Origin of the sequence: Cellulophaga fucicola, assembly GCF_900119145.1 — a bacterium.
GTDB lineage: Bacteria > Bacteroidota > Bacteroidia > Flavobacteriales > Flavobacteriaceae > Cellulophaga > Cellulophaga fucicola.
The window spans coordinates 1315236-1331237 of the sequence record NZ_FPIY01000001.1 but is presented as its reverse complement, the minus strand read 5'-3'; the positions used below and the strand labels follow the sequence as shown (position 1 = coordinate 1331237).

9 protein-coding genes are annotated in these 16002 nt (G+C 32.8%); 5 read left to right on the top strand and 4 right to left on the bottom strand.

Going from position 1 to position 16002, the window contains the following annotated elements; all coding sequences use genetic code 11:
• Positions 1-14: 14 nt before the first annotated feature.
• The 4 genes from BT107_RS05820 to BT107_RS05805 form a co-directional block, all read right to left on the bottom strand.
• The gene (locus BT107_RS05820) at positions 15-2321 is read right to left on the bottom strand and encodes a glycoside hydrolase family 65 protein (RefSeq protein ID WP_072302798.1); all 2307 of its coding nucleotides are present in this window, start codon (positions 2319-2321) and stop codon (positions 15-17) included.
• 59 nt (positions 2322-2380) lie between these two features.
• On the bottom strand, positions 2381-3037 hold the full coding sequence (pgmB, locus tag BT107_RS05815) for a beta-phosphoglucomutase (RefSeq protein WP_072302797.1): 657 nt from the start codon (positions 3035-3037) through the stop codon (positions 2381-2383).
• 1 nt (position 3038) lies between these two features.
• Positions 3039-4415 carry an MFS transporter gene (locus BT107_RS05810; RefSeq protein ID WP_072302796.1) on the bottom strand — a complete coding sequence of 459 codons (1377 nt, stop codon included), beginning with the start codon at positions 4413-4415 and terminating at the stop codon, positions 3039-3041.
• Positions 4416-4550: 135 nt separating this feature from the next.
• Positions 4551-5588, bottom strand: a complete 1038-nt coding sequence (locus BT107_RS05805; RefSeq protein WP_072302795.1) for a LacI family DNA-binding transcriptional regulator — start codon at positions 5586-5588, stop codon at positions 4551-4553.
• A gap of 265 nt (positions 5589-5853) precedes the next feature.
• Between BT107_RS05805 and BT107_RS05800 the strand changes: the two genes are divergently transcribed.
• The 5 genes from BT107_RS05800 to BT107_RS05780 are packed head-to-tail and all read left to right on the top strand — an operon-like array spanning position 5854 to position 15966.
• Entirely contained in the window at positions 5854-8937 is a 3084-nt protein-coding gene (locus BT107_RS05800; protein ID WP_072302794.1) for a SusC/RagA family TonB-linked outer membrane protein, read from the top strand.
• Positions 8938-8940: 3 nt separating this feature from the next.
• Positions 8941-10479, top strand: coding sequence for a RagB/SusD family nutrient uptake outer membrane protein (locus BT107_RS05795; protein ID WP_072302793.1), 1539 nt, complete (start codon positions 8941-8943; stop codon positions 10477-10479).
• An 18-nt stretch (positions 10480-10497) separates the two neighbouring features.
• The gene (locus BT107_RS05790; protein WP_072302792.1) at positions 10498-11862 is read left to right on the top strand and encodes a SusE domain-containing protein; all 1365 of its coding nucleotides are present in this window, start codon (positions 10498-10500) and stop codon (positions 11860-11862) included.
• 55 nt (positions 11863-11917) lie between these two features.
• Positions 11918-15259: an alpha-amylase family glycosyl hydrolase gene (locus BT107_RS05785; RefSeq protein ID WP_072302791.1), complete on the top strand. Its 3342-nt coding sequence runs from the start codon at positions 11918-11920 to the stop codon at positions 15257-15259.
• Positions 15259-15966: a hypothetical protein gene (locus tag BT107_RS05780; protein ID WP_072302790.1), complete on the top strand. Its 708-nt coding sequence runs from the start codon at positions 15259-15261 to the stop codon at positions 15964-15966. The genes BT107_RS05785 and BT107_RS05780 overlap by 1 nt, the downstream gene beginning before the upstream one ends.
• Positions 15967-16002: the final 36 nt, after the last annotated feature.

Sequence of the window (16002 nt, the reverse complement as noted above, 5' to 3'; positions counted from 1 at the left end):
ACTAAAATAGTATTTTAAGCAGTAATTAAATTATTCTGTTTAATAGTAATAGAATTACCATTTACTAGTATAGTTAGTTCTTCACCTTTTAATAGTTCAAAAGTATTTTTAGACTGAGTTACACTTACTTTAATTGTATGGTTTCTAAAATTAACTTTAAATGAATAACCTTCCCATTCTTTAGGTATTTTAGGGCTAAAAGAGAGTTTGTGGTTACGTACTCGCATACCGCCAAAGCCTTCAATAATACTCATCCAAGTACCTGCCATAGATGTAATATGTAAACCTTCTTCTACCTCTTTATTGTAATCATCTAAATCTAATCTAGAAGTTCTTAAATAAAAATTATAAGCCTGATCCATACGGTCTAGCTTTGCTGCTAAAATACTATGTACACAAGGAGAAAGAGAACTTTCATGTACTGTAAAAGGCTCATAAAAATCAAAATGACGTTCTATATCTTCATTGCTAAAGTTATCTTCAAATAAGTAAAAACCTTGTAATGTATCTGCTTGTTTTATGTATGGAGAACGTAAAATTCTATCCCAAGACCATTTTTGGTTTATAGGACGATGAGATGTGTCTAAATCAGAAACAGGAGTTAACTCTTTATCTAAAAATCCGTCTTGTTGTAAAAACACATTGTGCTCTTCAGAAAACGGAAAATACATATTATCAGCTACCTCTTTCCAACTATCAATTTCTGTACTTGGTAAATTAACTTTAGCCATAACTCTGTTATAGTCTTCTGTATAATTTTCTTTTACATTGGCAATAGTTTCTGCTGTGTAGTTAATACACCATTGTGCCATATAGTTGGTGTACCAGTTGTTATTTATGTTATTTTCGTACTCATTAGGACCTGTAACACCTAGAATTACGTATTTATTTTTATTGGTAGAAAAAGTAGCTCTTTGATACCAAAAACGGGCAATACCAATAAGAACTTCCAGACCTTTTTCAGGAATATAACTATAATCTCCAGTATACCTGTAGTAGTTATAAATAGCAAAAGCAATGGCTCCATTTCTGTGAATTTCCTCAAAGGTAATTTCCCATTCGTTATGGCACTCTTCACCATTCATAGTTACCATAGGGTATAGTGCAGCACCGTTAGAAAAGTCTAACTTTTCTGCATTTTCTATAGCTTTTTCTAAATGATTGTATCTGTAAGAAAGTAAATTACGACCAACATTTTGATCTTTAGTAGCCATATAAAAAGGCAAGCAATATGCTTCTGTATCCCAATAAGTACTACCTCCGTATTTTTCACCTGTAAAACCTTTAGGGCCAATATTTAATTGAGCATCTGTACCTAAATACGTTTGGTTTAATTGAAAAATATTAAAACGTATACCTTGCTGCGCTTTAACATCGCCGTCTATTGTAATATCTGATGTTTCCCAAATAGTAGCCCAAGCTTCTTTTTGCTCTTTTAATAAAGCATTAAAACCTGTTTTTGTTGCTTTATCTAGTGTTTGTGAGGCAGCAGAAATAAGGTTTTCTTTAGCGTGATTTCTATCAACTGTATAGCCCGCAAATTTGTGAATAGTAAATGAAGAATTTGCATCTACATCTGTAGAATACTCAAATGTAATTTTGTTACTTTCTTTTTGAATAGAGGGAGTAAGTTGAACCTTTTCATTATTCAAAAAGCACTCAGACTCCATAAAAGTACAGGTGCTAAATTCAGTTTTTAACGTGTGTGCTTCTATAAATGCTTTATTATTTTCTTTACTTATGTTGGTTATTTCCCAAAACTTATCGTCCCAATTAGTATCTTCATTGGTAATGCCAGCATCTAAATATGGACTTAAAACTACCCTTGCATTTGTGTTAATTGGTGTAACTGTAAATGCAATAGCACCAATTTCATCTAAGTTTAGACTTAAAAAACGTTTTGTTTCTACAGTTACGGTAACTTTGTTTTTAAGGGTTGCTGTAAAACTTCTAGACAGCCAACCTTCTTGCATATTAAGCTCTCTTTTAAAGTTGCTTACGTTAGCACAAGTAAATAAATCTAATGTTTCCCCATTAATTTGTACGTCTATGCCTATCCAATTTGGAGCATTTAGTACTTTGGCAAAATACTCAGGGTATCCTTTTTTCCACCAGCCAACTTTTGTTTTATCAGGGTAATAAACTCCGGCTATATAACTTCCTTGAAAAGTAGGACCAGAGTAATGTTCTTCAAAATTAGCCCTTTGTCCCATAGCACCGTTTCCAATACTAAATAAGCTTTCTGAAGATTTAACTCTGTCTGTATTAAAACCTTCCTCTATGATAGACCAGTTGTTTGGTATAATATAATCTTGATTCATAATTTCTTATGCTATTGATTCTTGCAGATGTTACTTTTTGAGTAAGCTATTATCTACATTTATTTTTTTATTAATTCTTGTATAAAGTCTGATGAAATTTCTGTAAAATCTGTAAAAACATAATCTGCCTCGTGTAAAATTGAAGCATCTCCTATACCAATACTAATCATATTTGCAGCATTAGCAGCTTTAATACCTGCAGTTGCATCTTCAAAAACAATACAATCTTCTGGAGCTATAGAAAGTGCGTTAGCAGCATTTAAAAATACTTCTGGATCTGGTTTTCCTTTTGTAACACCATTACCATCTATAATGGCGCTAAACTTTTGTATTAAGTTTACTTTTTGTAAAATAACTTCTGCGTTTTTACTAGCGGAACCTAAGGCAATACCTTGATTTTCTGTTTCTAACAACTCTAGTATTCTTGGTACATCTGGTAGAATTTCAGAAGCATCCATTTTTTTTATATGTTGTAAATAATCTTCATTTTTTTTAGACATTAAGTTGTTAAACTCCTCTGTTTCTAGTGTTATGTTACCCCAGTCTAATATTTTTTGTAACGACTTTACTCGGCTTACACCTTTTAGTTGCTCGTTTTGTTCTTTTGTAAAATCTACACCAATAGAATTAGCAAGCTTTTGCCATGCTAAAAAATGGTATTTGGCAGTATCTACAATAACGCCGTCTAGATCAAATATGAATCCTTTTCTTTTCATTTTATTCTTCTATTGTTTGATAAGAAATTGCACCTTTTTCAGTAATTAAAAAATTGCATAAACCAGCAATAATTAAGCTAATACCAGCAATAATCATTGAGTTTATAGCATCTTCTCCTAGTAATTTAGAGATGATATTTATGCCGCCAATAGCAGCAATTATTTGGGGAATAACAATGAACATATTAAATATTCCCATAAATACGCCCATTCGTTTTGGGTCTACAGAGCTAGAAAGCATTGCATATGGCATAGATAAAATACTACCCCAAGCAAAACCAATAAGAATAAAGCAAACTGTTAAGTATTCTGGAGACGGAATAAAATACATAAGTATAAATCCAAGACCGCCTATGATTAAAGAAAACATATGAACTATTTTTCTATTAATTCTTCGTTTAGATGTATATAAAACAAGAATTAAAGCAAAAGCCATTGAAGACAAACCATAAGTACCCATATAAGAACCAACAAGGTTAGATGCTTTTTGAAAAGACTCATTAACCGTATTAAATTCTTGCAGTTGTGCAGGGATCTCCATATTGTAATTTGCTTCTATAGGAGCAGGGGCGTTAAAAACGTGCTCTGTTAAAGCGGGGTTAGCCATACTCCACATTGTAAAAAAGGCAAACCAGCTAAAGAATTGTATAACTCCTAGTTTTTTCATTGTAGAAGGCATATTTCCAATGTTATTTACAATGTCTAGAATAAACTGATTCTTTTTAGCTTTTTCTTTTTTAAACTCATCCATATCCTCCGGAGGATATTCAGATGTGGTAAAAACGGTATATAATATGCTTATTAAAAAAATGAATGCACCAATAGCAAATGCAATTTTAACAGACATAGGAACTATACCAGATGGTGCAGCGTCACTAACACCAAGCTTAGAAACTAACCAAGGTAAGTTACTAGCAACCCACGTACCAATACCAATAATTAAAGTTTGTATAACAAAACCGTAAGAACGTTGAGAGTCTGGTAATTTATCTGCTACAAGTGCTCTAAAAGGTTCCATAGAAACATTAATAGATGCATCTAAAATCCATAAAAAACCAGCAGCAACCCATAATGAGGGTGAGTGTGGCACAATAAATAAAGCTAAAGAGCTTAAAATAGCACCAATTAAAAAATAAGGTTTTCTTCTTCCCCAGCGTACACTCCAAGTTCTATCACTTAAATACCCAATAATAGGCTGTACAACCAACCCTGTTAAAGGAGCTGCAATCCATAAAAGGGGTATAGCATCTTTTTCTGCACCTAGCGTCTGAAAAATTCTGGACATAAAACCTCCTTGTAAGGCAAATCCAAATTGAATTCCCAGAAATCCGAAACTCATGTTCCAGATCTGCCAGAAACCAAGTTTCTGTTTTTCCATAATGTAAATATTTAATATAAAAATACAGCGCCAAGATTAGTATCAGTGTGGCGTGTATATGGTGCGAAGTATAAAAATATTAAGTGTTAAGTTTAATATTTTGATGGGGTAAAGATATAAAAATTTTAATACGGATTACAAATCAGTATTTTTTTCTGATGATTTTCTAATAATTAAATCGGTTGAAACTACCTTACGTTGGTACTCTCTATACACTTCTTTATTTTGTATTCTGTCTAATAATAATTCTGCTGCATGTTCACCAATTGTTATTCCGTGTTGGTCTATTGTAGACAAAGAAGGGGTAGAGAAGGAAGAGATTAAACCATCTGTAAATCCAACAACACAAAGGTCCTTTGGTATTTGTAAATCTTTTTCTTTAGCAATTTTAATAACGTTGGCTGCATAAATTTCGTTCACTGCTACAATACCATCATACTCTATAGTTGTATTGTGCATAAAGGTTGTAATTTGGTCAGTAATATTAGACTTATCATTTACTTTAAAAATAAGATCGTTATTAACTTTAATGTTACTTTCTTCTAATGCTTTTTTATAACCAATAGTACGCAAAGCACCAACATTAACGTGATCTGGAGTAGATAATATTGCTATTTTTTTGCACCCTACATCTAATAGGTGTTTGGTTGCTTTGTAGCCTCCGCCAATATCGTCTACTATAACTTTATCACAATCTATTTTATCAGAAATTCGATCAAATAAAACTAAGGGAATACTATAATCTTTTAATTCCTTAAAATGATCAAAGTCGCCCTTTTCTAAGGTTTCTTTAGCAATGGAAACTAGCAAGCCATCTACGCTTCCGTTAGCCATCATCTGTATGTTTAACTTCTCTTTTTCATAAGATTCGTTAGATAAGCATATCATTACATTATAATCTCTTCCGTTTGCTATTTTCTCTACGCCACTTATTACTCTAGAGAAGAAGTGATGTACAATTTCTGGAATAATTACCCCAATTACCATAGTTTTATTGTTACGTAATTTTTGCGCTAACATATTTGGTCTATAGTGATATAAGTCTGCAAAAGCTTTTACTTTTTTGCGAGTTTCTTCACTTATCTCAGGGCTATTCTTTAAAGCTCTAGAAACGGTAGAAGAAGACACGCCTAACTCTTTTGCAATGTCTTTTATGGTAATTTTGGCTTTCATAATATAAAGATACAACGTTTGTGAACAAAGGGTGAGTATTAACTATAAATTGATAATACTTAATTTTTCACTGTAAATAAATAACAATCTATTAATATTTACCTAATTTTTACACGTAAAAACATACTTTTTGATAAAGTTGTTAACATGCAACCCGTTGCGTAACTATGTAGATTTGTTAAATTAAAGTTAACCGTATACTTTCACTAAGCGAAATATAAAAATGTGTTAAGTTTTAATCAAATTATTAACTCAAACTAACTTTATGAATAAACTAAAAAATATTTTTTTAGGTGTGTTTCTTCTTTTTCCCTTGCTCTTTTTTGCACAACAAACTGTGTCTGGGAAAATTACAGACAAAACAACAAAATCTCCATTATTAGGAGTAAATGTTGTTGTAAGAGGAACAACAAACGGATCTATTTCAGATTTTGATGGAATGTACGAAATAAGAAATGTAAATATGGGTGATGTACTTGTATTTACTTCTATTGGTTACAATGAAACAGAAGTGAAAGTTACTTCTAGTACTTTAAATGTAGAAATGTTAGAATCTACCGAGTTACTAGATGAGGTTGTACTTATTGGTTATGGTAGTGCAAAAAAAGAAGACTTAACAGGTTCTGTAGATGTACTATCTTCTAAAGACTTTAATCAGGGATCTGTAGTATCTGCCGACCAATTATTAACTGGTAAAATGGCAGGTGTGCGTATTACATCTAATGGTGGTCAGCCAGATTCTGCACCTAATATTAGAATTAGAGGTGGTTCATCATTATCGGCAAACAATAGTCCTTTAATAGTAATAGATGGTATTCCTGTAGATAATACAAACCCTGCAGGTGTAGGTAACCCTTTATCGCTTATAAACCCTAATGATATTGAAAGCTTTAGTGTATTAAAAGATGCTTCAGCTACGGCCATTTATGGTTCTAGAGCATCTAATGGTGTAATTATTATTTCTACTAAAAAAGGAACTTCAGGAGAGGTTAAGTTTAACTTTTCTTCAGACGTGTCTGTAAGTAATGTTGCTAACAATATTGACTTAATGGATAGTAAGCAATATGTTAGCTTTATAAGTCAGTATCACCCTACGTTTACAAACTTGTTAGGTGTAGACGATCCTAATACAACAGCAACTGATAATCCATTAACAGCAGCTATAGAAGGTAGAATTATTGGAGATACAGATTGGCAAGATCAAATCTTTAGAACAGCTATATCTACAAATACTAATTTTAGTGCAAGAGCTAATTTAGGAGGTAAAATACCATTTAGAGGTTCTGTTGGTTATACTAATACCGGTGGTGTGGTTAAAACTAACGATTATGAAAGAGTTACTTTATCTGTTAAATTAACACCTACTTTTTTTGATGATCATTTAAAAGTAAGTGTAAATGCAAAAGGGCTTTTTTCTGATAAAAACTCTATAGATGAGGGTGGAGCTTTAGGTGGAGCTCTAAATATGGATCCTACTAAACCTGTTTTTGACGATAGTCCAAGCAATCGTTTTGGAGGTTATTACCAAAATACTATTGTAGATGGTAATAGGTTGTTATTAGATGGGCAAAGCAATCCTTTAGCTTTGTTGAAACAAAGACAAAGACCAGAACAAGTTGCTCGTATATTAGGAAATGTAGAATTGGATTATAAGTTACATGCTTTACCAGAATTAAGAGCAGTTGTTAATTTAGGTTTAGAAGCTTCTAAAGCTAATATAGAAGAAACTTTTTTAGATAATTCTATTTCTACATATGCTTTTAATAACGTAGATACGGATATAAATACAAATTACTTATTTAATCCAGGTGTAAATTATTCAGAGGATCAAGATATTACAAATACAACTTTAGATGCATACTTAGTGTACACAAAAAAGTTTGAAGGTTTTGTAAAAAGATTTGAAGTTCAAGGAGGTTACTCTTATCAAAACTTTAAAAACGATGGTACTTCTGTAAGATATAAGTACAATGAAGAAACAGGAATTAGAGAAGAGTTAATAAACCCTAACAACCTTAATAATAGATATTATAATGTACTAAACCTACAATCTTTCTTTGGTAGAACAAATATAGATTTAGCAGATCAATTTTTGGTAACATTATCTTTTAGAGCAGATGGTTCTTCTTTATTTACAAAAGATAATAGATGGGGTTATTTTCCTGCTGCTGCTGTAGCCTGGAAAATTGGAAACGCAGGTTTCTTAGAAGATTCTAACACAGTAAACGATCTTAAGTTAAGATTAGGAGCAGGTAGAACAGGACAACAGGATATTACGGGAGCTGTTGGTTACTACCCATCTTCACCACTTTTTGAGATTGGTTCTAGTACTAGTCAGTATTTAAGTGGAGTAAACTTGTACTCTGCAAAAGCTTTTAATCCAGATTTAACTTGGGAAAAAACAACAACTTATAATGTAGGTTTAGATTTTGATTTGTTTGCTAATAGTATTGTTTCTGGTTCAGTAGATTTTTATCAAAAGGAAACAAAAGATTTATTGGCTAGAACAGCAGTACCACCAGGACAGGCATTGTCAGATGCTTTTGTGCAAAACGTAGGTGAAACAGAAAGTAAAGGTTTTGAAGTTAACTTAAACATAAGACCTATATCAACTCAAGACTTTAATTTAGAATTTAATTCTAATGTAGGTTACAATAGATCAGAAGTTACTAGTTTAAAAGATGTAACAAGAATAACTGCAAGCGAGTCTGGCTTACCAACAGGTACAGGAGTTAGTTTAGCATACCACGCCGTAGGTTACCAACCTTACTCAGCATGGGTTTTTAAACAAGTATATGATGTTAGTGGAGATCCAATCTCTAATGCATTTGTAGATGTAAATGGTGATAATGTTATAAATAATGATGACAGGTATTATGAAACATTAAGACCTAACTGGACTTTTGGTTTTGGACTTAATCTAAACTACAAAAATTGGGACCTTAGTTCTAGCTTTAGAGGTCAACTTGGAGGACAAGTTTACAATGCAAGACGTTTAACTTCTGGGTGGATAGATAAAGCTATACCTAATAATAGTAATAGTTTAAGTAATGTATTAGATTTTAATTCTGATGCAGCTACTACTTCATTTGTAAATGTACAGGGTAATATTCCTTTTTCAGATTATTTCTTAGAAGATGCTTCTTTTTTAAGAATGGAGAATATTGTAATAGGTTTTAGAGTTCCTAATTTCTTAAAAGACGCTTCTTTAAGAGTATACGGTGCTGCAAATAACCTTTTTGTTATAAGCGATTATAGCGGACAAGACCCTGAGAATTTTAACTCAATAGATAATAATTTTTACCCAAGACCTAGAGTATTCACCTTGGGATTAAATTTAGACTTTTAGGATATGAAAAAAATTATAATAATAGCTTTTTTAGGAATGGCCCTATGTAGTAACGTTGGGTGTACAAAAGATCTAGATACAGACCCGCTAGTAGAATTAACATTAGAAGAATTAATAGCTAGAGATCCTAATGCGGTACAGGGAATAGTTTCTAGATTGTATGGTTCTTTTGCATTATCTGGACCAGATGGCCCAGGAAGCTCAGATATTAGTGATGATGCAGGTGAATCTCCTTTTTTAAGAGGAATTGTAAATCTTCAGGATTTTACTGCAGATGGTATAAAAAATAGATGGGGAGATGATGGATTAGACCAACTTACAACAACATCTAATTGGGACGAGAATAATAAATTTTTCAGATATCTGTATAATAGAATTTATTATACAATACCACAGTGTAATAATTTATTATCTGTTTTAGAAAATGTAGATACAGAAGGTAAGACAGAGGTAACTTCTGAAGTTCGTTTTATAAGAGCTTTAGCTTACTATTACCTTATAGATACATTTGGTAAAGGTGTATTAGCAACAGAAGAAAATTTTGGTTCTTCGGCACCATTACCAGAAGCAACAAGAGCAGAGTTATTTGCTTATGTAGAGTCAGAGTTACTTGCTGTTGTAGAAACATTACCAGATTCTAATGATTATGGTAGAGCAAACAAGGCAGTAGGTAATATGTTACTAGCTAAGTTGTATATAAATGCAGAAGTATATACAGGAACACCAAAATATACAGAAGCACTTACTGCAATAGGTAAGGTAATAACAAACGGTGGCTATACTTTAGCAGATAACTATGTTAGTATTTTTTCTGCAGATAACAATACATCGTCAGAAATGATATTTCCTTTAATTGCAGACGCAATTACGAGTCAAAGTTACGGTAATACAACATACATAATTAATGGTTCTAGTAGTTCTGAAACTATGACCCTAGCAGATTATGGATTAACAGATGGCTGGGGAGGTCATAGAGCATCTAAAGGTTGGTATGGTTTATACGGTGATTTAGAAACAACAACAGATGAAAGAGCTAGTTTGTTTTTTACAGAAGGGCACTCTTATGAAATGAACGACTATAAAACTTGGACAGATGGTTATCCTCCAATTAAATTTAGAAATACAAATGCTTTAACAGCTTCTACTGCACCAACAGCATTTTCTAGTACAGATTTTCCATTGTTTAGGTTGGCAGATGCTTATTTAATGTATGCAGAGTGTGCTATTAGAACTTCTCAGAATTTAGGCGAAGCTTTAGGTTATGTAAATCAGGTAAGAGAAAGAGCTAATGCAGAACCAATAGATGCTGCAGATTTAACATTAGACTTTGTTTTAGATGAACGTGGTAGAGAACTAAATTTAGAAGGACACAGAAGAACCGATTTAATTCGTTTTGAAAAGTTCACGGGTAGCTCTTACGTTTGGCCATGGAAAGGTGGCGTAGCTAATGGTACAGCAATACCAGATACGTATAAATTGTTTCCAATTCCTTTACAGGCTTTAGAGGCAAATCCTAACCTAAAACAAAATAACGGATACTAAATAACAAAAACCATAACTATGAAAAATATAAGAATTATAGGATTATTCATCTTAACGGCTTTAGGTTTTACCTCTTGTGAAGACGATGATAATTTAATATACACAGCAAAAGCACCATCAGAAGATATTGCTTTTACAAGTACTTTTTTAAGTGAATATGTATTAACAGATGCTACAAAGACCAATATAGCAGAACGTTTTGTATGGAACAGTCCAGATTTTGGTATTGCAACTCCTAATGCTTACGATTTACAGGGTTCTGCAACAGAAGATTTTGCAGAGGTAGTAGAAATAGGTACAACTGCAGAAAATAATTTAGGCGTAACTGTAGAAAAAATGCTAGAATTAGCAACTACAGCAGGTTTAGATAATGATCCAAATACAGTAGATATGCCAAATACAGGTGTATTGTATTTTAGAGTTAGAGCATATATTGGTGATGGTGCAGAAAATGCTCCAGAAAGCTTTTCTGAAGTAACAACATTAAATGTTGTATTACCAGAAGATATAGAAGCAGGTAGTGGTGTAGAGATGTCTTCTTGGGGTATTGTAGGTTCTGCTACTCCAAATGGTTGGGATGGTCCAGACGTGCCATTCTACACTACAGAAGAAGCTAATGTAATTGTTGCATATGCAAACCTAGTTCCTGGTGAAATTAAATTAAGAGAAAACAATACTTGGGGCGGAGATTTAGGTGATGCTACCTTAGATGGTATTTTAGATGCAGACCCAGATAACAATATAGTTATAGCAGAAGCTGGTACCTATAAAGTTACTATTAACTTAAGTGATAACTCTTATACTATTGAAGAATATTTTTGGGGTATTGTAGGTAGTGCTGCTCCTAACGGATGGGATGGTCCTAATGTAAAACTAGCATATGATTACAATACAGATACATTTAAAGCTGTAGTACAATTAGTAGATGGTGAAATGAAGGTTAGGATGAATGATAAGTGGGATACTAGTTATGGTGATGGAAACCTAGATGGAGTTTTAGATACAGAAGCAGATAATAATATTGCTGTTACTGCCGGTTATTACTTATTAACGGTTAATTTTAATACTTTAGAGTATTCATTAGAAGAAACTACAATTTGGGGCTTAGTTGGTTCTGCTACTCCTAACGGATGGGATGGACCAGATACTAAATTTACTCCAGATTTTGGTAATCCTGGTGTATGGATCATAGATAGTATTGATTTAGTAGACGGAGAAATAAAGGTTAGAGCTAACGATGCTTGGGATGCAAGTTATGGTGATTTAGAGTCAGACGGAGTCTTGGATACGGAAAATGACAATAATATTAGTGTTGTTACTGGTACATATAAAGTTACCATAGATTTTTCAGATGAAGCTTCTCCTACAATAGTAATAGAATAAAGTAAATAAACTTAAAAGGGTTGCACATAGTGCAACCCTTTTTTAATAACTGACTATGAAAAAAACGTTACTACTTCTTTTTTTGTTTTTTACTACGCTTGGTTTTTCTCAAGTACAAAACGTAACCTATTCGGTTTCTCCAGAAGCTTTTGGAGAAAATGAAGAAATTACTATTACTGTTTCTAATTTAAACCTTTCTACTTGGAGTGTTTCAGATGCATACATATGGGCTTGGTCTTTAGATTCAGCGGGTGAAAATACACAAGATTCACCTACCAACGGAAGTTGGACAAACTCAGACGAGAGTCAAAAAATCACAGATAATGGTGATGGTACTTATAGTTTTAAACTAACACCGACTTCTTTTTTTAATAGAACAAATATTGGTAAAATAGGACTTCTAATTAAAGCTAAAAATGGTGATGGAGACAAAAAAACACAAGATTATATTTTTGATGTTGGTACGTTTCAATTTAACCTTTCTTCGCCAACAGAAACTACATCTGTAGTAAATTCTGGAGATAATTTATTAGTTGCGGCTACATCTTCTTTAAGCGCAACTTTTGTACTTAAAGCAAATGCTGTTATAGTAGATACACAAACAGAAATTACAGATTACAGTTACAATTACTTGGTAACTGAAAACACAAACTTTACACTAGAAATAACTAGTGGGTCAGAAACCAAAACGTCAACATTTAGCGCTGTTGTATCTCCTGTAGTGCAAGAGGAGGCAGTACCAACAGGTATGTTAGATGGTATTAATTTAGATCCGTTAGATGCAACTAAAGCAACATTGGTTTTTTATGCACCTTTAAAAGATTTTGTACATATTATTGGCGATTTTAACAATTGGGAAATAGACAATAACTATCTAATGAAAAAAGATAGTGCAACAGATAGGTTTTGGATAGAGTTAACTGGTTTAACTCCGCAAACAAACCATATGTACCAATACTTGGTTAATTTTGAAATTAACGTTGCAGATCCATATTCTACATTAGTTTTAGATCCATATTCAGATCAATATATAGATGAGGTTACTTATCCTAATCTACCAGAATATCCAACCAATTTAACTACGGAAGCTGTAACTGTTTTACGTACAGGTGATGCAGCGTATACTTGGAAAACAACAAACTATGTAGCACCAGAAAAATCAGATTTAGTTGTTTACGAAGTTTTACTTAGAGATTTTGATGCTTTACATAGCTTCTCTGCGTTAAAAAATAGACTAGATTACATACAAGATTTAGGTATAAATGCAATAGAGCTTATGCCAATTAGTGAGTTTGATGGTAATGAGAGTTGGGGATATAATCCGTCTTTTCATATGGCATTAGATAAATATTATGGAACAAAAGAGGCTTTTAAAGATTTGGTTGATGAATGCCATAGTAGAGGCATAGCAGTAATTTTAGATGTTGTATACAATCACGCAAGCGGACAAAACCCTTATTTTAGATTATGGAACGATAGCAATGGTGGTTTAGGAGGTAAAGCAACAGCTGATAATCCGTTTTTTAATGAGGAAGCAAAGCACTCTTATAGTGTTTTTAACGACTATAATCATCAATCTGCTGCTACACAAGAGTATGTTAAGCGTACTGCGCAATATTGGATAAATGAATTTAATTTAGATGGTTTTAGATGGGATTTAACCAAGGGTTTTACTCAAAATTGTACTGCAAATGACGATAGTTGTACTAATGCATATCAACAAGATAGAGTAGATGTTTTACAGCAATATGCAGATGATCAATGGAATGTTAATGATAATTTTTATGTCATTTTTGAACATTTAGGAGGTATTACAGAAGAGGAACAATGGGCAGATTATAGAGTTGCAGAAGGTAAAGGAATTTTACTTTGGAACAAGCAAACTGAATCTTATAACGAGGCTTTAATGGGGTACAATACGGCAGGGAAATCTAATTTTTCTGGAGTTTCTTATGTGCAAAAAGGATTTAAACAGCCATCTGCAATATCTTTTATGGAAAGCCATGATGAGGAGAGATTACTATATAAAAGCTTAAATTTTGGAAACGAAGAAAACGACTATTCAACTAAAAGTTTAAATACAACTTTGGAGCGTTTAAAAATGGCTGGAGCATTTTTCTTTACAGTTCCAGGACCAAAAATGATATGGCAATTTGGAGAATTGGGGTATGATATTTCTATTGAAGAAAATGGACGCGTTGGCAATAAGCCAATTTTATGGGAGTATGAGAATAACCCTAACCGAAAAGCTGTTTACAATACGTGGAGCAAACTTATCAATCTAAAGAAAAATGCTTCAGTTTTTACCACTACAAATTTTACTATAGATGCATCAAACCCAAACGGATTAAAGAAAATACATTTAACGTTAGATGGTGCAACATCAGACCAAATAAAACATATCGTTGTTTTGGGTAATTTTGGTATGTCAACCCAAAGTATAACTCCAGATTTTCAAGAGACCGGTACGTGGTATAACTTATTAAATAAAAATAAGCCATTAGAGATTACTAGTACAACATCTAGTATAAGTTTAGCTGCAGGAGAATTTATTGTTTATGGAGATAAACCGTTTGTAGACCCAAATGATTTAGATAGTGATGGTGTTGTAAATGCTAACGATGCTTGTTCTAATACACCTTTAGGAGCAACTGTAGATGTTACTGGTTGCACTTTGTTTACACTACCAGTAACAAATTACCAAATTGCTACAGTTAGCGAAACCTGTTCTGTTTCTAACAACGGAAAAATTAAGATTACTACAGTAGAGAGCTTAAATTATACAGCTATAATAAGTGGACCTAATGGTTTTACTTCAACGGATAATTTTACAGAAGAGTTAGAGTTAAATGATTTAAGTGCTGGGTCTTATGCCGTTTGTTTTACTATTGATAGTGAAACGGGTTACGAGCAATGTTTTAATGTTGTTATTACTGAGCCTGAAGATTTATCCGTTTCATCAAAAATAGATACATCGTCTAAAAGTGTAAATCTCGCTTTAAAAGGAGCAGAGTTATATTTTGTTACGGTAAACGGAATAACATTTGAAACTACAGATAAAAATATTGATATACAGTTAAAACCTGGTATGAATAGGATTAGCGCTGCAACAGGAATAGCTTGTCAGGGTAAGTTTACAGAAGAAGTTTTTGTATCTGAAGAAGTGCGTTTTTATCCAAATCCAGTAGAGACAGAGCTAAGTGTTTATTGTGCAGGTAAAGATGCTAGTGTAAATGTTGTTATTTATGATTTTATGGGAAGGCAATTATTTGTTGATACGAAAAAAATAGCAGCAAATAGAGAAATTAAGATAGCAACAGCTGTTTTAAAAACAGGTAAATATGTGGTTTCTGTAAAGGGCAAAACAATTAATAAAACATTTAAAATTATTAAGTAATGCAGACAAGGTATTTAAAAATATACGAATTTATAATTGCTATAATTTTAACTAGCTGTGGCGGAGGTGGAGATGATAGTCCAACTGAGCCAGAGATTTTTATTCCAACAGCATCAGAGTTAAGCTTACCAGCTAATGATGAGGTTTGCTTAACAGGTGTATCTGTTAATGATAGTCAGGCTACAGTGGCCTTTAGTTGGCAAGCAGCAACAAATGTAGATAGTTACAATGTGGAGGTTAAAAATTTAACTAGCGGTCAAGTAAATACATTTGCAAGTGCTACGGAGGCTACTAATATTACATTAAATAAAGGTGAGCCTTATTCTTGGCAAGTAATTTCTACATCTTCTAGTACAACAGAAACAGCAGAAAGTGCTATCTGGAAATTTTATTTAGCAGGAGACGGAGTTGTTAATTATGCGCCTTTTATGGCAGAAGCTTTAGTGCCAGCAGTAGGTACTACGGTAACAGCAACAAGTAGTAAAGTAACCCTAAGTTGGCAAGGAGCAGACGTAGATAATGACATTAAAAATTATGAGGTATTCTTTGGTACAGCAACACCGCCAACCACTAGTTTAGGTGTAACTACAGATACTTTTTTAGAGGTAGATGTTACGGCAAATACAATATATTATTGGCGTGTAAAAACAACAGATGAAGAAGCAAATTGTTCTATATCAGAAATATTTGAGTTTAAAGTGAATTAACCTCGTTGTTAGTTATAATTGTAGTTGGCCAGAAAC

Coding starts and splice junctions, on each gene's coding strand:
- BT107_RS05820 (WP_072302798.1), bottom strand. CDS start 2,321: ATGAATCAAGATTATATTATACCAAACAACTGGTCTATCATAGAGGAA.
- pgmB (WP_072302797.1), bottom strand. CDS start 3,037: ATGAAAAGAAAAGGATTCATATTTGATCTAGACGGCGTTATTGTAGAT.
- BT107_RS05810 (WP_072302796.1), bottom strand. CDS start 4,415: ATGGAAAAACAGAAACTTGGTTTCTGGCAGATCTGGAACATGAGTTTC.
- BT107_RS05805 (WP_072302795.1), bottom strand. CDS start 5,588: ATGAAAGCCAAAATTACCATAAAAGACATTGCAAAAGAGTTAGGCGTG.
- BT107_RS05800 (WP_072302794.1), top strand. CDS start 5,854: ATGAATAAACTAAAAAATATTTTTTTAGGTGTGTTTCTTCTTTTTCCC.
- BT107_RS05795 (WP_072302793.1), top strand. CDS start 8,941: ATGAAAAAAATTATAATAATAGCTTTTTTAGGAATGGCCCTATGTAGT.
- BT107_RS05790 (WP_072302792.1), top strand. CDS start 10,498: ATGAAAAATATAAGAATTATAGGATTATTCATCTTAACGGCTTTAGGT.
- BT107_RS05785 (WP_072302791.1), top strand. CDS start 11,918: ATGAAAAAAACGTTACTACTTCTTTTTTTGTTTTTTACTACGCTTGGT.
- BT107_RS05780 (WP_072302790.1), top strand. CDS start 15,259: ATGCAGACAAGGTATTTAAAAATATACGAATTTATAATTGCTATAATT.